Source organism: Paraburkholderia bannensis (genome assembly GCF_014200455.1).
Taxonomy (GTDB): Bacteria; Pseudomonadota; Gammaproteobacteria; order Burkholderiales; family Burkholderiaceae; genus Paraburkholderia; species Paraburkholderia bannensis_A.
Window position 1 is genome coordinate 91,517 of sequence record NZ_JACHBW010000016.1, and the last position, 18,325, is coordinate 109,841.

Below are 18,325 nucleotides of genomic sequence, written 5' to 3' on the forward strand. Positions count from 1 at the left end.
TTGCATGAATTTGCATGGCCGCGCAAAGCGAGAGCAATCCGCTTGCCTGCAAGGAAAATGGCAGCGTAGCCGAAGCAGTCCTGCGATAACCGGGCCGACGTCCTGCGGCAAGCCCACCCTTGCGGGCGCGCTGTTATCGGCCACGGCCTTGTTCACCTGCGGATTGGCGCGCGTTCCCGGCGGGATTGCCGGCGCAGCTACGCAAGCTTGCGGCGCTTGAGCGCTTGAGCGCTTGCGGCAAGCGCTGGCCCAATCGTGAGCGGGCAGGCGCGGTAACATGCCGGTTTCGCGCAGCGGCGCTCGCGAGCTGGCGGGATCGGCCCGGCCTGCGCTTCCAGTCACTTCCATCGGCGGAACATGGACAATCTCGGAGACATACGGCTGTTCGTCGAAGCGGCCAGTCAGGGCAGCCTTTCGGCGGCGGGGCGCAAGCTCGGGCTGTCGCCGGCGGCCGCCAGTGCGCGGCTCGTCAAGCTCGAAGGGGTGTTGCGCACGCAACTGTTCGAGCGCTCGACACGCAGGCTGCGCCTGACCGACGAAGGCCGCGTCTATCTCGCGCACTGCCAGCACGCGCTGCAAACGCTTGACGACGCGCGCGCGGCTTTGCAGGCGGGCCGCGCGGCGGTGAGCGGCGCGTTGCGGGTGTCGGCAACGTCGGATTTCGGGCGCGCCGTGCTGCGCCACTGGCTCGACGAATTCAACGAGCGGCACCCGCAGGTCACGCTCACGCTGGTGCTCTCCGATTCGCTTTCGCATCTGTTGCAGGACGATATCGATATGGCGATCCGCTTCGGGGTGCCGGCCGATAGCGCGATGGTCGCCAAACGTCTCGCCGATAATCGCCGTGCGCTGTGCGCCTCGCCCGCGTATCTCGCGGCGCACGGCACGCCGCGCCATCCCGACGAACTCGATCAGCACGATTTCATTCTGCTGGGTTCGGCTGCGGGCCTATCGAACAACTGGCGCTTCACGCACGGCGCCCAGACCGCATTGTTCGCCGCGCCGCCCGAGCGCTCGCGCCAGACCAACGACGGCGCACTGGCGCGCGAATGGGCGATCGAAGGGCGCGGCGTGGTCATGAAGTCGATCTGGGACATTGGCGCCGATCTGCAGGAGGGACGCCTGCAACTGCTGTTGCCCGAGTGGCGCTGCCCGGATGCGCCCGTGAACGCGCTGTTTCAGCGCACGCCTTATATGGCGCCGCGCGTGCGCACATTGCTGGATTTCCTCGAACAAAAATTCGATCAGGCTTCCGAAGTATTGCAGCCGTATCTGGCGTGAAGCAAACCCGCACTCTCAACGCGACTCCATGATTCGACTCGAAGACCTCGTGATTTTTGTCTCGGCGGCCGCCAACGGCAGTCTTTCCGCTGCCGCGCGCCAGCTCGATCTCACGCCCGCGGTGGCGAGCGCGGGCCTCAAGCGGCTGGAAGCGGAACTTGGCGTGCGGCTGCTGGCGCGCTCGACCCGCAGCCTGAGTCTGACCGCCGACGGCGAGCGCTACCTGGCGTTTGCCCGCAATGCCATCGAGCAACTGGAGGCGGGGCGCAACGCCGTCGCTTACGGGCGCAACATGATCGGCGGCACGGTATCGCTGTCAATGCCCTCGGATCTGGGCCGCAATCTGCTGAACGGCTGGCTCGACGATTTTCAGACCCGGTATCCGGCGGTGTCGTTGCAGGTGCGTATCGGCGATCAGATCGCGGATATGTTCCGAGCGCCCATCGGGCTGGCGATCCGCTATGGCGTGCCCGAGGATTCGAGCCTCGTGGCGCTGCCGCTCGTGCCCGACAATCGCCGCGTGCTGTGCGCCACGCCCGCGTATTTCGCGCGTCACGGCAAGCCGCAGACGCCCGCCGATCTGGCGCGCCACAACTGCCTGCGCTTCGCGCTGAGCGACACGCTGCACGATCGCTGGACCTTCTTCAGCGACGACGAACCGATAGTCGTGAGCGTGCACGGCAACCGCAGCAGCGACGACGGCGAACTGGTGCGCAAATGGGCGCTGGCCGGGCTGGGGCTCGCCTATAAGTCGCGTCTGGATGTGCTCGCCGATCTCAAGGCCGGACTGCTCGAACCCGCGATGGCGCACTTCGACACCGAACACGCGCCGCTGCATCTGGTCTGCGCGCACCGCGCGATGCTTTCGCCTACCGTCGGCGCATTGCGTGACTACCTTCAGCAGCGTTTTGCCGCCTATCTCGGCTGAGTCGGCCCGCGCATTTTCAATCCTGCGTTGAAACTGCTTGTGCGCCTGCCCTCTGGGTCGCGCGCGCGATTTCGCTCATGATGTCTCCCCTAAATGATCTCAAGTGGAGAAGCATGATGAAAGCGATTGGCTACCATCGCAGCCTGCCGATTACGGATCCCGAATCGTTGATCGATCTCGACCTGCCCGACCCGACGCCGGGCGCCCACGATCTGCTGGTCGAGGTGCACGCCGTGTCGGTCAATCCGGTGGACGTGAAGGTGCGCGCGCGCATGGCGCCCGCAGACGGGCAGCCGAAAGTGCTGGGTTGGGACGCGAGCGGTGTGGTGCGTGCGGTCGGCCGCGATGTGACGCTCTTCAAGCCGGGCGACAAGGTCTGGTATGCTGGCTCGCTCGTGCGTCCCGGCACCAACAGCGAACTGCATGTGGTGGACGAACGCATCGTCGGCACGATGCCCGCGACGCTGGACTTCGCGCAGGCGGCGGCATTGCCGCTCACGACCATCACGGCGTGGGAACTGTTGTTCGATCGCCTGCAGGTGCCGCAGGGCCGTGAGGCAAGCGGCCAGACGCTGCTTGTGATCGGCGCGGCGGGCGGGGTCGGTTCGATCCTCGTGCAGCTTGCGCGGCAGCTGACCGGTCTCACGGTGATTGGCACGGCCTCGCGTCCCGAGACGGTGCAATGGGTCACTGAACTGGGCGCTCACCACGTGATCGATCATACGAAGCCGCTTTCGCATGAGCTCAAGCGCATTGGCCTTGAAGGCGTGGACTATGTCGCGAGCCTGAACCAGACCGATCATCACTTCGACGAAATCGTGGCGTCGATCAAACCGCAAGGGCGGCTCGGCCTGATCGACGATCCGGAGCTGGTCGACTTCCGCAAGCTCAAGACCAAGTCCGTCTCCTTGCACTGGGAGTTCATGTTCACGCGCTCGATGTTCGGCACGGCGGACCAGATTCGCCAGCATGAACTGCTCGATCGCGTTGCGCGCCTGATCGACGAAGGCGTGCTGCGGACCACGCTCAACGAACGCTTTGGCCGCATCAACGCGGCGAATCTGCGCCGTGCGCACGAACTGATCGAAACCAACCGCGCGCGCGGCAAGATCGTGCTCGAAGGCTTCTGATTGCGCAAATGGCGCAGGGACGCCGGGATATACTTCGCTTCGTCAACGGATAGGGAAAGGCTCATGCGCCAGCCGTGCATGAGCCTTTCCCATCTTTCATACCAGGCAACGATTATTCCGGCGGTGATTCATGGACCTCGTCCAAAGCATGCGGGTCTTTATACGTGTCGTGGACGCGGGTAACTTTACCGCCGCGGCCAACACGCTGAACACGACCACGGCCTATACCTCGCGTGCTGTATCCGATCTCGAAGCGCATCTGCAGACGCGCCTCTTCAACCGCACGACGCGCAAGATCCTCCTCACCGAAGCAGGCGAGCGCTTTCTCGCACGCAGCCGCCTTATCCTTGACGATCTCGAACAGGCCGAATCCGAAGCCCGCAACGCGACGGTGGTGCCGTCGGGGCGCTTGCGCATTCATTCGATGAGCGGCTTCGGCACGCGTTACGTGGTGCCGCTGGTGTCGCGCTATATGGAGCGGCAGCCGCTCGTCGAAGTGGAACTCACGCTGCATCAGCGCATTCCCGATCTGCTCGATGAAGGGCTCGATATTTCCATCGTGCTCGCGCAATCGCTGAAGGAGTCGAACTATATTTCGCGTTCGCTCGGCAGCTTTTATAGCGTGATGTGTGCGTCGCCGGGTTATCTCGAACGACACGGCACGCCGCAGGCGCTCGCCGACCTCGACCGGCATGCGTGCCTGAAGCTCGTGATGCCGTCGGGCGAATCGGAATCGTGGATGTTCGAGAGCGAGCAGGGCGAGGAGATTTATTCGCCGCAGAAGCTGCCCTTCTCGGTGAATCTGCCGGAGGCGCTGGCCGAAGCCATTGCATCCGGCATGGGTGTGGGCGTGCTGCCCGCCTCGACGTTCGCACGCGAACACGCGCTGGGGCGTCTTACGCGCGTGCTGCCCACTTACCGGCTCGACGTGCGCAATATCTATGCGATCTATCCGTCGCGCAAGTATCTGGATGCGAAGGTGCGCATGTGGGTTGAATTCGTCGGCGAGCATTTGCCGCCGCTGCTGGCAAGCGACAACGCGGCGATTGCCTAGCCAGCTCAAAGATCATTGCGCGTGCAACGAACCTGCAGTCATGCGGCTGTGCTGTGCGTCATAGGCGTCGAGTTGTTTTGCGACGGGCGCAGCGACATCGGCTTGAAGGGTGGCGAAGCTATCGGACATGGCGGCAATTGCTCGTAGAAAGGCGTGTCACCGATTCTAGCCCGTGCCGCGCACGAAACGCACGAACAAAAACGGGATCGATGCGTGAGCAACGATCCCGTTTGGGAAGCCAGGCCCGCGATACACGTATCGCGCGGCCTTGATGCAATGCTTACTTTGCCGCGAGTTCGCCTTCTGCAGCGTTTTGCTCGCTTTGTTGCTGATGCGCGCGCGAGAGGCGGCCCATCAGCGGCAGCAGCAGGATGGCAAGCAGGGCGCCTGCAGCCGCGAGCCAGCCCAGACCGTCGAACAGCTTCGTGTACAGCGGCAGCGATTCGAGCGGCGAGAGATTGCCTTCCGGCATCTTCGCGAACGTGGCCACCACGCTGCCCAGGTATTGCGACACGCCCGTAGCCACGAAGTACGCGCCCATCATGAAGCCGCTCATGCGAGCCGGCACGTAGCGCGCGATCATCGCGAGACCCAGGCCGCTCACGAGCAGTTCGCCCAGCGAATACAGGCCGTAGCCCGCCACCATGAACCACGACGACACGCGGCCATCGACGGCATAGCGACCGCTCAGCGCATAGACGAAGAAGCCCGCCGCCACCACGACGAAGCCCAGCGCGTACTTGGCCGCAACCGGCACGTCGCCGCCGCGGCTGGCGAGGCGCGAATAGAGCGTCGCGAGGATCGGGCTCATGACCATGATCCAGATGGGATTGAGCGCCTGGAATTGCGCGGCGCTCCAACTGAACAGCGTGGTGCCGAACAGGCGGAAGGACGGATCGACGTTATGCACCGCGAACAGCGTGAGCGACGTCGACATCTGCTGGTAGAACACGAAGAACAGGATCACCTGCAGCACGAGAATCAGTGCGGCCACGAGGCCCGCGCGCTCCTGGCGCTCGCAGGTCATCAGCATCCAGCCGAAGATCGCGAGGATCGCCACACCCGCCGTATAGACGCAGGTGACGGCCAGCTTTTTGTCCTGCAGCACGAACATGGTGGCCACGCCCAGCACCACGCCGCCCGCGAGCACCCACGCGAGACGACGCCACTGGATCGGCTCCGCATCCGGCATCGAGCCGATCTGCGCGAGCGTACGCTTCATCAGGAAGAAGTTGGCGATACCCAGCAGCATGCCGCCGCAGCAGACCGCGAAGGCGGCGTGCCAGCCCCATTGATCCTTGATCCAGGGCGTGAGCAGCATCGACACCGTCGAGCCGATATTGACCGCCATGTAATAGATCGTGAACGCCGCGTCGATGCGCGATTCGTCACCTTCATAGATGCGGCGCACGAGGTTGGCCGCGTTCGACTTGAACAGGCCGTTGCCCACCACGATCACGCCAAGCGACGCGTACATATGGCCCAGTTGATCGTTGGGCATGGCAAGCATCAAATAGCCCGCGAACAGGATCGCGGCGCCCAGCACCATCGAGCGGCGCGAGCCGAGCACGCGGTCGCCGATCCAGCCCCCAATCGAAGGCGATGCATAAACCAGTGCGGCGAACGCGCCCCAGGTGAGGGTCGCATGCTCCTCGCTGAAACCCAGCCGCTCGACCATGAAAAGAACGAGCAGCGCCGCCATGCCGTAGTAGCCGAAGCGTTCCCACATCTCGATCAGGAAGACCGTCGAGAACGACCTCGTCCGTGAAACCGTTGAATTCATTGTGACCTCAATTTGCTGCGCATTTACTGCGAAAGTGGCGAAGGCACGCGGGTCGCGTGCGAAGCGGGCACCCACTCACGCCGGGAGTGATGCCGCTGGCAAGGACGGCGCTTATGGCGCCCGTTGATGTCATATCTCCTCCGTGGCTGGTCTGCGGATCGCGCAGGCACCAGGTTTACAATTTCATTTTTGTCTGACTTTCGATCACAGTGACGGCGCGGATCTCGCTGACGCACAGTTTTGGTGCCGGTTCATATAAGTGAAATTCCGGCAACCCGCAAGGTTATCAAATCAGATTTATCTGTATCAAACAAATTTTGACGATAATTTACGTTCCTGATATGGTTTCTACAAGTGGAAAGCAGGGCCCGATCGCATTGGCGCTCGGCGAAAAGATTCGCGCACTGCGCCAGCGACTGGGCCAGACGCTCGATCAGACGGCTTCGGCGGCCGGCATCTCCAAGCCGTTTCTGTCCCAGGTGGAGCGCGGCCTGGCCTCGCCTTCGCTGACTTCGCTAGCGGGCATTGCGCGGGCGTTGGGCGTGACGATGCAGTATTTCGTCGACACGCCCTCGGAGGAACGTTCGGTCAAACGCGGCGATCAGCTGGAATTTTTCGGCTTTGCGGATTCGGCGAATCTGTTCGCCCGGCTCACGAATACGGCCGGGGGACGTCAGCTCGAATCGATCCTCGTACGTCTGCCCACCGGCAAGAAGCGCTCGGAAGTCACCACGCACGCGGGGGAGGAGTTTCTCTACGTGATCGACGGCGAACTATCGCTGGAACTGGAAGGCAAGGAATTCGTGCTTCAGGCAGGAGATTCAGCGCATTATCAATCGACGGTGCCGCATAGCTGGAGCAACAGCGGCAGCAAGGAAGCGGTGGTTGTCTGGGTAGGAACGCCGCGGCTGTTTTAATCGAGGAAGTACCGGGTGAGTCGCAATATCGGCTGCTTCCTGGTTGCTGGTTTCGTATACAAGAGACACGCTTCACACCGCGATCTGCTGAGGTACGATAAGGATTCCTTGCTGTTGTTCGCCGGTGGATGATTTGACGGGTGACGCTGAAGATATTTCCGTCCGTTGTACTCTCAAAATGGCACGATCTTGGTGGCGCAGCGATGGTTTGATCGGCGCTTGAGCCATGAAAAACGGGGCAATGCACGCCCTTGCGCGCATTGCTCCGTTTGTCGCCTGTCTGACTTTCGTGCGCGCTGCCTAGCGCACCGGAATGATCAGTTGCTCGCCCACCAGGATCAGGTTCGGATTCGGCAGGTTGTTGCGGCGCTGGATATCGCGGTAACGCGCGCCCGCGCCCAACTGCGCGGCGGCGATGGTGTTGAGCGTGTCACCGCGTTTGACTGCATAGGTATGCTCGCCATTGCCCGCTGCAATCACATCGGCCTGATCGCTGCGGAAATACTTGCGCAGCAGATCCAGATACGCAGGCGTCTGCTTCACGCGGCCAATCGCGCTATTCAGGTACACCAGCAGATTCTGGTCGTTCGCACGCACGCCGATCTTGTAGCTGATCGACGAGCCATCGAGTTTGGTCTGCGCGAACTTGAGGTCGCTGCCCTTGATCGATTCGACGGCGAACGGGTAGTCGTAGATGAACGCATCGACCTGATGTCCGTCGATGACCTTGGTGATGAACTGGTCGTCGGCGTCGTTGACCTCCACGAACTGCGTGTTGGGGAGCTGGCGCGTGACGAAGGCCTTCACGTCCGGATCGCCCTGCAAAATGCCCACGGTCTTGCCGGCGAGATCCGCTGCCGAGTGCAGCGGCGAACCCTTGCGCACGATCAGCGCGTAACCAAAATCATCCAGATAGGGGTTCGTGTAGAGCACGCCAGAAGGCGTGTTGTCGGGGAAGGTCAGGCCGTCCATGGCGATATCGACCGCCGGCACACCGTTGTCCGAAGCCAGCAATTGACGCGGCACGTCCTTGTACGCGTTCACTTCGTGATGCGTATCGATCCTGATCGGCCCATTGGCATTGAATTCGGGCTGACCAAACAGCAGCTTCGCGAACTCGTAGTTGAAGCCATGCGGCGTGCCGTTGGTCTCGCCGTAGATCGGCTCGCTGGGGTTCTCCACCGAAATGCGCACGACGTGGTTTTGCAGGATCTGCTGCCGCGTGTCCGCATTGGGCGTGAAGCTGGCGGGGATTGGCTGCTGCGTGGGTTGCTGAGTAGCCGCCTGCGTCGTGCCTTGATCCGTCGATGGCGTGGCGGGCGCAGATTGCGAATTGTTGCCGACGTCGAGCGCCGCCGGTTGCGTATCGCCATGCTTGCCGATGAGGCCGTGCTGCCAGGCATAGTACGCGCCATAGACGATCGCGACACTTGCGACGAGGCCGAGGAAGCGCTTCGCACCAGTGGTCAACTGCATGAGGAGACTCCTTAGTCTTAGTTTTTGTAGCGGGTGTAGTCGATCGGGCCGGGCGAGGGAGGTTGTCCCTTGCTGGATGCAGCGGACGATGCATGGGCGCCATCGGTCAGGCGCGCGGCGGGCGTGAAATCGATCTGGCGGCTGTTGAGATCGGCGAGCAGTTGCAGGCCGCGTTCGGTGTCGGCGTCGTCGCGGATCTGCACCGCGTCGATCACCTTCACGCTGTCCTGCACATACGCGCGCATTTCGCCCATTTTCGCGGCGGTGTCGTCGTTGATGTAATCCACCAGCATGTCGCGCAATTCGTTGACGGTGGTCGTGCGGCTGAACGCGCGCCGGAAACCGCGCCACGCTTCGGTCATCGAATTCACCGCTTCGTATTCCTTGACCTTGAGGCGGATCTTGAATTCGGCTTCGTCGTGCATGCGGCGGAAGGCGTTTTCGGCTTCCACCAGGTTGTTGTAGTTGGCGCTCAGTTCGTCGTAGACCTTGCCGGTGCGCTGGATCGCTGCGTCGAGCTGGCCGATGCGGCGCGCGTGGGAATTGATGTCCTCCTGCGGACGATTCTTGCGCGCCATCGCCACGGCTTCGCGCTTGAGCTGCTCCTCCTCTTCCTTGAACTCCTCGATGGTCCGGCGCACGGCTTCGACGCGGCCGCCGCCCTTGATGCGTGCTTCGGATGCCTCATCGATCATCTTGGCGATCTCTTTGGAGAGAATGCGCTCCGTGGCCGCCGGGTCGTATTTGATGATCGAGTAGGTCAGCCCTTTCATGAGCAGTTGATACGCCAGCCAGAGGCGGCTGCGCAGCGTGGGATCGAACACGAGCACATAGACGAGGCCCACGGCGATCGCGCCGAAGAACACCGCCGCTGCGGTGTTCTCCATGAGCCGGGCGATGAACGGCATCACCTTGCCCGCGCCCCACACGAGACCGCCAAGCGCGGCGACCCCCAACACTGCCAACGCCGCCTTCCTTGGTGTCCCAGAACGAGCGCACGCGCTGCTTGATCGCGGACTTCACGATGTCGTTAGCCATGTGCCGATTCTCCAAGGTAGCCCTGAAGCTTCTTCACGATGCCGTCATATTTCTGCACGAGCGTCGTGCGCACGGATTCGAAATCGATCTTCGCCTTGGCGAGACCCGCGGTCTTGCTATTGATCGACTTGCTGACGGCGTCCTTCTGCGCGTTCTTTTCCGCAAGCTGGCGCGCAAGCGCGCCAATTTCTTCGTTCAGGCGGGTTTCCTGTTCGCGCAGCGAGGCGATATCCGCTTCGGCCCGCGCGACGAACGCCGATGCAAAGTTCTTCTGCTCTGTCGCCAGCACATCGGCATGCGAATTGACTGCGCCGAGCAAGGCGTCGAGATTGGTTTTCACGCCGAGCAGCGCGGCGCGATAGCGCTGCTGTTCGTCCGGCACCGCCGCTGCGATGGACTGGCTCATTTCGGCGAACGCGCGATAGGGCGCGTAGGCCGGGTTGTCCTGGATGAGCGTGTCGATGCGCTTTTCGAGGTCGGCGACATCGATTCCGCTGCTCGCGCCGGGCTGCTGCCCCGTCTGCGCGTCTTGTGTCCGCAGTGACGATTGATGGCCCGACGCCGTGCCCGCAGCGCTGGTTGACGAATCGCTTTCGGTCTCTGCGGCGGCCGGCGCGGACGCAGCGGATTCGTCCACGATAACCAGGTTCACCACCTTCTTGAGACTTTCTGGGATTTTCATTCAGTCCTCTCTGGGTGTTTGCTGACAACGCAACGACTAATGCGCGCTCTTTGTGCGCCGCCCACAACGAAAATCAAGAGGCGCTTGAGAGGTGGAGCTAGCACTCTATGCAGTCCGCATCATTCTGAAAATATGCGTGGTGAATGTATCTCAGGGCTGCACCGATGGCGTTTTCGAATCCAGAATGAAGATGCGTATAACTGCTTCGATAACTGATTCGGAATCCAGAATATTTTGCCAAGGTGGCGTCAAAAAAAGTCTCGCGATAACGACTGCGCAAGTCGCGCAATCGCAGCGCGCCAACCTCCGCGTAAGTCTGCCGGTTGCGCTGCCCGGTCGATGCGTGCTCGATACGGGTATGTCCCAACCAGGGCGGGTCACGAAGGCGCGAGGCAACGCGCTACGATAGCCGGCGCGACATTGAAAAAACTTCCCGTCCCGCACGAAATGTGTGCGGGCACTCATTTTGCTACCTGCAATAAATTTGCGGTGCCCAGAACCGCCAGCGAAGGCCATGGCATTCCAGTACCATGGCAGGAGCCGCGCCGATCCGCCCACAGGGCTGGCGTGCCCAACGGCGGCTGGTGCCCGGTTCTGCAAGGAGACATCACGCATGCGTGCAATGCCTTATTTAGACGGTTCCCCAAGCGAAGCCCCGGTACGCGATCTTCGCCGCGTGCCCATTCATCCCGATCACTGGTATCCGCTCGCCTGGTCGCGGGAGGTCAAGGCGGGCAAGGCGCTGGGCGTGCACTTCGCCGGCGAGCCCATCGTGCTGTTCCGCACGGAATCGGGCAAGGTCTTCGCACTCGAAGACCGCTGCGCGCATCGCCAGGTGCCGCTGCACAAGGGCGTGGTCGACGGCGAGTCGCTGCGCTGCGGCTACCACGGTTGGACCTACGATTGCTCGGGACAGTGCGTGGACGTGCCGTACCTTGGCCGCGAACGCTTGCCCAATGGCGTGCGCGCCTACCCGTGCGAGGAAGCGCACGGCCTGATCTTCGTTTTCCCCGGCGACGCCACGCTGGCGGCCGAACGCCCCGTGCCCGCGCTCGCCTCGGTGGGCAACAAGGACTACAAGACGCGCCGTTTCGGCCGCGCGGTGAAGTGTCATTACTCGTTCATGCACGAGAATCTGATGGACATGAACCATCAGTTTCTCCACCGCAAGCAGATGGGCCAGATGCGCGCGCGTTCGCTGGGACGGCGGCGCGGCGAAGGCTGGATCGAGGTGGACTACACCTTCGTACGCATGGAAGGCAAGCAGCCCGCGGGCGAGGCGCTGGTGTTCCGCGGCAGCAAGAAGCGCGAGGATCAAAGCGATCAGAGCGTGATGACCATCCGTACGGAATATCCGTTTCAGACGCTGCAGATCCATTCGAGCGACGGCACGCTCGTGATGGATCTCTGGATCAACTACGTGCCGCTCGACGCTCAGCAGCGCACCAACCGCACCTTCGGCCTGCTGTCGATCCGCCGGCCGTCGATTCCCTTCCTGCTCGACCTGGGCTGGCCGCTGCTGGTGTGGTTCACGGAACGCATCTTCGCGGAGGACCGCACCATCGTCGAACTCGAACAGGCCGCGCACGACATGCAGGGCGACGACTGGAATCACGAGGTGTTCCCGGTCATCAACGAGTTGCGCGAGCTGCTGCGCAGCTGCGGCGCGCGCACGGTCATCCCGATCCGCGAGGTGAGCGATCTGGTTTAAGGCGCGCCTTGAGCCGCTTGAGCCGCTTGAGCCGCCGGTGTTCTTGCCGATTCAGGCGTCCGCTTTCTTTGCCGTTTTAGCGGGCGCCTTATTCGCCTTCGACGCTTTCTTGTTCTGATTGAATTCGATCGCCGCGCGGATCAGCGCCTTGAGCGCACGCGCGTTGATCCTGTCGCCTTCGAAGAAGTCGATTGCGCGCCGAGCGTTGCCTTCCAGGCCCGCATTGAAGAGACCGTCCGGGTCCGCCAGGCTCGCGCCGTACTGGAAGGTCAGCTTGACCTTGCCCTTGTGCGCGTTCGCCACCGCAATGATTCCGTCGCGTTCCCAGACGGGACTGCCCATCCATTTCCACTCCTCGACGATTGCCTTGTCCGCCGCGAGTATCGTCTTGCGAAGGTTGGCAAACGTCTCGGCGCGCCAGTCGGGGATGCCCGCGATCAGGGCGTCGATCTGCTCGGATGGCGTCATGGTGTCTCCGTATCTGCGTGTAAAAGCTACACGATACGGCGGGCCTCGGCGTGCAGGCAAGCCAGGCATTGCGCCGCGCCAGCGCGCCGCCGGATCGGCGCGCTGGCTGGTGCGAGGCTTAACGTCAGGCGTGATGTGAGGCCTAACGTGAGGCTTAATGCGCCGTAAAACTGTAATGGCCGGTGGTGCGATGGCCGTCGGCGGCCACTGCGATCCACGTGACCGTGTAGGTGCCCGCGCTCAGCGCGCCGAGCGGCACCGACATGCGCTTCCTGTTCGATGCGTCGACGGCGGCCTTGTCGCGCGTGACCGACTTGCCCGACGCATCGGCGACCTGGATCGAGCTGAAGGCGGGTTCGAGCGCGTCGTCGAAGTCGATCGTCACGGCGCTTTGCGTGGTCGGCACGGTCATGCCGGCGCCCGGCTCCTGATGGGTCGGATAGGCGTGCGCCCAGGCGAGTTGCGCCACGCCCAGTGCAAGGGCGGCGGCAGCGAGGCGAAAAGCGGCAGATTTCATGATCGGATTCTCCCGAAAAGCGATTACTGGAACAGCGGCTTGCCGATCGAGTGCGGCGCCACGTCGTCGAAGAAAATGTGCGTCTGCACGAGAATGCCCACGTGGGAGCCGCTGGCGCGATTCACTGGAATCTGCGCCTCGATGCCAAGCTGGCCATAACGGTTGATCCAGATAAAGCCCGGATTGATCGTGCCGGTCGTCTGCCCCTGGCTGCGCGAGAGCGGCACTTCCACCAGCGGAATCAGATTCGAGAACGGCTGCGGCAGGCCCAGATCGTGTACGTGCTGCTGCAGATACGGCAGGCTGTACTGGAACGTGAAGCCGTAGTTGAAGGCGTTGGGCTGGCCCGCGCCAGTGGTGAGCGACGGTCCCAGTTCGCCGGTGATGGCGATCGGGCGCAGCCAGGCGAGCGAGTCGGGCAGGTCGCCCATGCCCTTGCCCGCGTAGAGCGTGGGCGAGATGGTCGAGAAGTTGTCGGCGATGGCGCGGCTGCCGGTGCCGCCCAGATCGGCGTTGACGCCCACCGAGGTCATGAACTCGTGTGCGTCGTTCACGTACAGCAGGTACTTGAGGCCGACGCCGAAGTTGTCGAAGCCGCGCGCCGTGGGGTTGTTCTGCATCACATAGCCGCCGTCGACGGACAGCGCGAGACGCGGCGTGAGCAGCTTGTCGTATTCGAAGTCGAACGAATTGATGCTCTGGTCGCCCGAATCGCCGGGCACGCGCACGTGGCCAAACTGGAGATTGGCTTCGTCGCCGACGCCGGGATCGTCCACTGCCATGGTCGCGGGGAAGACGCGGTCGCCGGCAATGGCGTGGGCGTTGGCTGCCTGCGGTGCGATCGCGAGCGCGCCGAGCATCGCGCAGACGAGCCGGATGGCCGTGCGCGGGGAGAGGTCAGACATGATGGTCCTGGTGGTTGTTGCTGCAATGACGGTGTGCGCCTTGTGCATGAAGGCGCAAGCTGGCACGCGGCGACACGCCACGCCTTCAGGCGTTGGGCGCAGCGCCGCGAGGGCGGTCACGATCAGATCAAACCAGGGGCGGGGCGCGCGCGAGCGCGAAGGTGAGCGGCTCGACGCGCGCGAGACGCTTGAAGCGCGCCGCGACGCGCGCGTGCACGAGACGGGTGGCGAGCGCCAGCGACAACAGTACGCCGGGCATCACGGGCAGATGGGCGAGCAGGTTGCAGTAGCCGCAGTCCTGCAAGTCGGCGTTGGGCGCCTGTGCGTGACCGTGTGCGCCATTGGCTCCGTCCATGCCGTGCAGGTGGCGCATCGACGGCATATCGCAGTGCGCCGACATCATGAGCGGCTGCGCGGAGGGCGTCGCCTGCACCGCGAGCAGGTGCGAAATCACCGGGGCGAGCGTCGTCATGAGGATCGCAAGCGTCCCCAATAGACTGACCAGCCTCAGATGAATGCGGCGCACGGTGTAGAGAAAAAACGGCGGTAGAGAAGACCGGATTATGCCATGCAGCATGAGTGCTTCGGGTTGGCAGCCGGTATGCCGATGTTTTGCGGGGCGGCATACACGTCTCAAGCAAAGACTCAAGCACAAACCCAGGCACACATTTCGTCATTTAGCTAAACTTCAAAATGAAACAGGAGATTCCTTCAATGGATGACGTTATTCGCATCAGTGCGCTCGCCAATGAAAGCCGCCTTGCCATCATGCGCTGGCTCAAGACGCCGCGCCGCCATTTTCCGGTGCAGCCGCATGGCGACATCGATGAACTGGGTGTGTGCTGCACCTTCATTACGGACAAGCTCGGCATCGCGCCCGCGACCACCACGCGCCACATGCGCATCCTTGCCGATGCGGGCCTCGTGCGTGCCACGCGCGTCGGCAAGTTCACTTATTACAAGCGTATCGACGCCGAGCTGAAAAAGCTCGGCCGCGAACTTTCACAACTCTGAACCACGTTCAAAGGTCCAGCATGGATGAACTTGCCTTACTCGGGGACGCCGACCGGCGCGCCCATCGTTACCTGGCAACCGTTGCGCAACGCCGTGTGTTTCCCGATGCCGCCGCGCTGGCCGGTCTTGCCGCCTTCGACGAGCCGCTGCCCGGCGAGGGCGCGCCGCCGGCCGAAACGCTGCGCCTGCTGGACGAGGCGGGTTCGCCCGCGACCGCGGCATCCAATGGGCCGAACTACTACGGCTTTGTGATTGGCGCGGCGCTGCCCGCCGCTGCTGCCGCCGAGCGTCTGATGCTGGCGTGGGATCAATGCGCCTCGACCTTCGACAATTCGCCCGCTGCGGCAACGATCGAGCGCATCGCGGGGCGCTGGGTGGTGGAGGCGCTCGATTTGCCGCCCGGCAGCGCCGTGGGCTTTGGCACCAGCGCGACGGCCTGTACGCTCGTGGCGATCGCGGCGGCACGGCGCGCGCTGCTCGCGCGCAAAGGCTGGGACTTCGACAACGACGGCTTGACCGGCGCACCCGAAGTGAAAGTGGTGATCTCCGAACTCGCTCATATCACCGTTAAAAAGGCGCTGCGCGTGCTGGGCTTTGGCATCGGACGCCTGATCGTCGCGCCGGTAGACGGTTGCGGGCGCATCGATCCGGAACGTCTGCCCGCACTCGACGATATGACGATTCTCTGCCTGCAGGCGGGCGAAGTGAACACCGGCGAATTCGATCCGTTCGCCGCTTTGATTGCGCGTGCGAAAGCGGCGCGCGCGTGGGTGCATGTCGATGGCGCATTTGGTCTGTGGGCGCGCGCATCGGCCAAAGCGGCCTTGACCGAGGGCGTCGAGCAGGCCGATAGCTGGACCGCCGACGCGCACAAGTGGCTCAACACCCCCTACGACGGCGCGATGACGATCTGCCGCGACGCCGCTGCGCTCGCTGCTGCGATGAATGCCGATGCGGTGTATTCGAGCGCCTCGCACGATGCGCAGAAGAACCTGAATCTGGAGTTTTCGCGCCGCCCGCGCGGTCTGCCCGTATGGGCGGCGCTGCGCAGCCTTGGGCGTGCGGGCGTGGCCGCGCTGGTGGAGCGGCATTGCGCGCTGGCGGCGCGGATCGGCGAGGGATTGCGCGCAGCGGGCTACGAGGTGCTCAACCGCGTGGTGCTCAACCAGGTGCTGGTGCGCGCCCAAAGCGATGCGCAAACCGTCGCGATACGCGAAGCGGCGCAGGCATCGGGCGAGGTGTGGTTCGGCGCAACCGTGTGGCAGGGCCGCCCGGCGTTTCGTATCAGCGTTTCGTCGTGGCGGACGCAGGAAGAGCATGTTGAACGGCTAATTGCGCTGCTGGCGGACCTGCGCGAGCGGCACGCGATCTGAACTGAACTTGCGCGTCTGGCTCAAAGCCGCACGCGCAGGTCATCCATCAAAGTAGATGTCCTGAGCAATCTTTGTGATCGCGTGGCAACGCGATTGCGTTCCCTGATTTCCCTTGCAACAAATCCTTCACGAAGTCCCGTTACGTTAGCGTCGATCGACCTCCCGTTCGTCCGAACAACAAGCTTTAAATTCCTTACGGAGACGCTACAGATGGCCATCGAGACATTTCGTTCTGCTTTCCAGTTCTCCCGCCTGCCGGGCAAGCGCCGTCCGGTGCTCGCCGCCTTGACGCTCGCTATTTCAGGCACGATCACAGGCACGACTGCAAACGCCCAGCTGCCCGAGCCGTTCTTTAGCGGCCCGGGCCTGCTGATCGTCAGCCGCAGCGTGTACGACAATCTATCGGGCAACGTGCAGGCCGGCGCCGCGCTGCCGCCCGGCTGCGCCAGCACGCAGGCCACTTGTCCGAAAGGCAATGGCGCGACCAGCGACGGCACCTATCCGTATGTCTGGAACAACGTGCTCTACGATCCGAGCTTCGGCATCACGGCGCGCATTTTCCTCGACACCATCACGCCGGGCGGCGAAGTGGTGCATACACTCGAAGTGCCCAACAGCCTGCATCCGGGCAGGGACCATGATCAGCTGGTGACGAGCTTCAGCTCGAAATCGGAACTCGCGCTCAATCTGTCGACGGATGGCCGCTATCTGACCTTCATGGGTTACGTTGCGCCCGTCAATGCCATCGACGTGTCGAACTCGAACACGCCCGGCGCGAACGATCCGACCAATCCCGACGGCCAGTCGTTCTATCGCGCCGTCGCGCGGCTCGACCGCGAAGGCCATTTCAGCTTCACCGAAACCAACGCATACAGCGGCAATAACGGCCGCAGCGCCATCCTCAACAACGCCAGCGGCGAGGGCTTCTACTACACGGTTGGCAACGCGGGCAATGGCGCGAATCCGCAGCCCACGAACGTGATCCTGGGCGCGGGGTCGCAATACATCGCGGCCACGAGGGAGCACGAAGCGCAGCAGTCGCCGGGCACGCCCACGCCGCTGGCCAGCTTCTCGGTCGTGGAACTGGGCGCGAAGGCCGACAAGGTGGGCAAGGACGACAACTTCCGCGGTCTCACCGTGTACAACAACGTCGTGTACTTCACGAAGGGCAGCGGCAGCAATGGCGTAAACACGGTGTATTTCGTCGATACGACGGGCGCGGCCTGTCCGGCGGGCGTGGGCGTGCCGGCGGCCGGCGCGAAGCTGCCAACCAACCCGCTTGCCTACACCGCGGCCACGGTGCAGTCGAACGGTTTGCCGAATAACGTGTGCGTGCTCGCGGGCTTTCCCGTCACGCCGAACAAGACGGCGACGACCCTGGCCTACCCGTTTGGCATCTGGTTCGCCAATGCCAACACGTTGTACGTAGCGGATGAAGGCGATGGCTACGCAGGCGGCACGGATCTTTACACGCATGCCGCTGCGCAGACCCGCGCGGGCCTGCAAAAGTGGCTGTACGACGCAGGCACGAAAACGTGGAAGCTGGCTTATACGCTGCAAAACGGCCTGAATCTGGGCAAGGCGTACACGGTCCCGGGGTATCCGGCGGGCTCCAATAGCGCCACCGGCCTGCCGTGGGCGCCGGCTACCGACGGTCTTCGCAACCTCACGGGGCATGTGGATGTGGACGGCACCGCGACGATCTGGGCGATTACCTCCACGGTGAGCGGCAACGGCGATCAGGGCGCGGACCCGAACCGCCTCGTCGCGATCCGCGACGTGTTGCGCAACACCACGGCGGCGAGCGCCTCGCAGGAACATTTCGTCACGCTGCGCGAGGCTGGCTTTGGCGAAGTGCTGCGCGGCGTCTCGCTCGCACCGGGCAGCGTGAACGGCAAGTGATGCCAGGCTAGCCTAAAAACGTTCCGGGTCTGACGAGGCCAGGTGCAGGCCAGGCGAGGCCAGGCGCAAGCGCGCCTGGCCTTTCTTTTTGCGCGCGATTCACCCCTGTTTCAGGAAAGGTACGTTAGCGCGCGTCGTATTGATCC

Annotated in this window: 17 protein-coding genes; 9 read left to right on the forward strand and 8 right to left on the reverse strand. The window is 63.2% G+C overall.

The window, feature by feature from the left end:
- Positions 1-357 precede the first annotated feature (357 nt).
- From F4827_RS25045 to F4827_RS25060, 4 genes are all read left to right on the forward strand, one after another.
- Positions 358-1,281, forward strand: a complete 924-nt coding sequence (locus F4827_RS25045) for a LysR family transcriptional regulator (RefSeq protein WP_183727839.1) — start codon at positions 358-360, stop codon at positions 1,279-1,281.
- Positions 1,282-1,309: 28 nt separating this feature from the next.
- Positions 1,310-2,209: a LysR family transcriptional regulator gene (locus F4827_RS25050; protein WP_183727841.1), complete on the forward strand. Its 900-nt coding sequence runs from the start codon at positions 1,310-1,312 to the stop codon at positions 2,207-2,209.
- A 116-nt stretch (positions 2,210-2,325) separates the two neighbouring features.
- A complete protein-coding gene (locus F4827_RS25055; RefSeq protein ID WP_183728037.1) occupies positions 2,326-3,339 on the forward strand; it encodes a zinc-binding alcohol dehydrogenase family protein in 1,014 nt (337 codons plus the stop codon).
- A gap of 130 nt (positions 3,340-3,469) precedes the next feature.
- Positions 3,470-4,393, forward strand: a complete 924-nt coding sequence (locus F4827_RS25060) for a LysR family transcriptional regulator (protein ID WP_183727843.1) — start codon at positions 3,470-3,472, stop codon at positions 4,391-4,393.
- Between the two features lie 280 nt (positions 4,394-4,673).
- Here F4827_RS25060 and F4827_RS25065 read toward each other — a convergent pair whose 3' ends face one another.
- Positions 4,674-6,176, reverse strand: coding sequence for a peptide MFS transporter (locus tag F4827_RS25065; RefSeq protein WP_183727845.1), 1,503 nt, complete (start codon positions 6,174-6,176; stop codon positions 4,674-4,676).
- Positions 6,177-6,517: 341 nt separating this feature from the next.
- Here F4827_RS25065 and F4827_RS25070 point away from each other — a divergent pair, with 341 nt between their 5' ends.
- On the forward strand, positions 6,518-7,093 hold the full coding sequence (locus tag F4827_RS25070) for a helix-turn-helix domain-containing protein (RefSeq protein WP_183727847.1): 576 nt from the start codon (positions 6,518-6,520) through the stop codon (positions 7,091-7,093).
- A gap of 300 nt (positions 7,094-7,393) precedes the next feature.
- On the opposite strand, the gene F4827_RS25075 is transcribed toward F4827_RS25070, so the two are convergent.
- From F4827_RS25075 to F4827_RS25085, 3 genes are all read right to left on the reverse strand, one after another.
- Positions 7,394-8,569 carry a LysM peptidoglycan-binding domain-containing protein gene (locus F4827_RS25075; protein ID WP_183727849.1) on the reverse strand — a complete coding sequence of 392 codons (1,176 nt, stop codon included), beginning with the start codon at positions 8,567-8,569 and terminating at the stop codon, positions 7,394-7,396.
- Positions 8,570-8,586: 17 nt separating this feature from the next.
- Positions 8,587-9,534, reverse strand: a complete 948-nt coding sequence (locus tag F4827_RS25080) for a hypothetical protein (protein ID WP_183727851.1) — start codon at positions 9,532-9,534, stop codon at positions 8,587-8,589.
- Between the two features lie 65 nt (positions 9,535-9,599).
- Complete coding sequence (locus tag F4827_RS25085; protein WP_183727853.1) at positions 9,600-10,289, reverse strand: hypothetical protein; 690 nt, start codon at positions 10,287-10,289, stop codon at positions 9,600-9,602.
- A gap of 613 nt (positions 10,290-10,902) precedes the next feature.
- Here F4827_RS25085 and F4827_RS25090 point away from each other — a divergent pair.
- Positions 10,903-12,000: an aromatic ring-hydroxylating dioxygenase subunit alpha gene (locus F4827_RS25090; RefSeq protein WP_183727855.1), complete on the forward strand. Its 1,098-nt coding sequence runs from the start codon at positions 10,903-10,905 to the stop codon at positions 11,998-12,000.
- A gap of 51 nt (positions 12,001-12,051) precedes the next feature.
- Here the strand turns inward: F4827_RS25090 and F4827_RS25095 are convergent, their stop codons facing one another.
- From F4827_RS25095 to F4827_RS25110, 4 genes are all read right to left on the reverse strand, one after another.
- Complete coding sequence (locus tag F4827_RS25095; RefSeq protein ID WP_183727857.1) at positions 12,052-12,468, reverse strand: DUF1801 domain-containing protein; 417 nt, start codon at positions 12,466-12,468, stop codon at positions 12,052-12,054.
- Positions 12,469-12,622: 154 nt separating this feature from the next.
- Positions 12,623-12,985: a copper resistance protein CopC gene (locus F4827_RS25100; RefSeq protein ID WP_183727859.1), complete on the reverse strand. Its 363-nt coding sequence runs from the start codon at positions 12,983-12,985 to the stop codon at positions 12,623-12,625.
- Between the two features lie 23 nt (positions 12,986-13,008).
- Positions 13,009-13,845, reverse strand: a complete 837-nt coding sequence (locus tag F4827_RS25105; protein ID WP_260175405.1) for a hypothetical protein — start codon at positions 13,843-13,845, stop codon at positions 13,009-13,011.
- Positions 13,846-14,017: 172 nt separating this feature from the next.
- A complete protein-coding gene (locus F4827_RS25110) occupies positions 14,018-14,467 on the reverse strand; it encodes a DUF2946 domain-containing protein (RefSeq protein ID WP_221303809.1) in 450 nt (149 codons plus the stop codon).
- 137 nt (positions 14,468-14,604) lie between these two features.
- Here F4827_RS25110 and F4827_RS25115 point away from each other — a divergent pair, with 137 nt between their 5' ends.
- From F4827_RS25115 to F4827_RS25125, 3 genes are all read left to right on the forward strand, one after another.
- Positions 14,605-14,904 carry a helix-turn-helix transcriptional regulator gene (locus F4827_RS25115; RefSeq protein ID WP_183727863.1) on the forward strand — a complete coding sequence of 100 codons (300 nt, stop codon included), beginning with the start codon at positions 14,605-14,607 and terminating at the stop codon, positions 14,902-14,904.
- A gap of 20 nt (positions 14,905-14,924) precedes the next feature.
- Positions 14,925-16,277: a pyridoxal-dependent decarboxylase gene (locus tag F4827_RS25120; RefSeq protein WP_183727865.1), complete on the forward strand. Its 1,353-nt coding sequence runs from the start codon at positions 14,925-14,927 to the stop codon at positions 16,275-16,277.
- Positions 16,278-16,487: 210 nt separating this feature from the next.
- Complete coding sequence (locus tag F4827_RS25125; RefSeq protein WP_260175396.1) at positions 16,488-18,179, forward strand: hypothetical protein; 1,692 nt, start codon at positions 16,488-16,490, stop codon at positions 18,177-18,179.
- Positions 18,180-18,325: the final 146 nt, after the last annotated feature.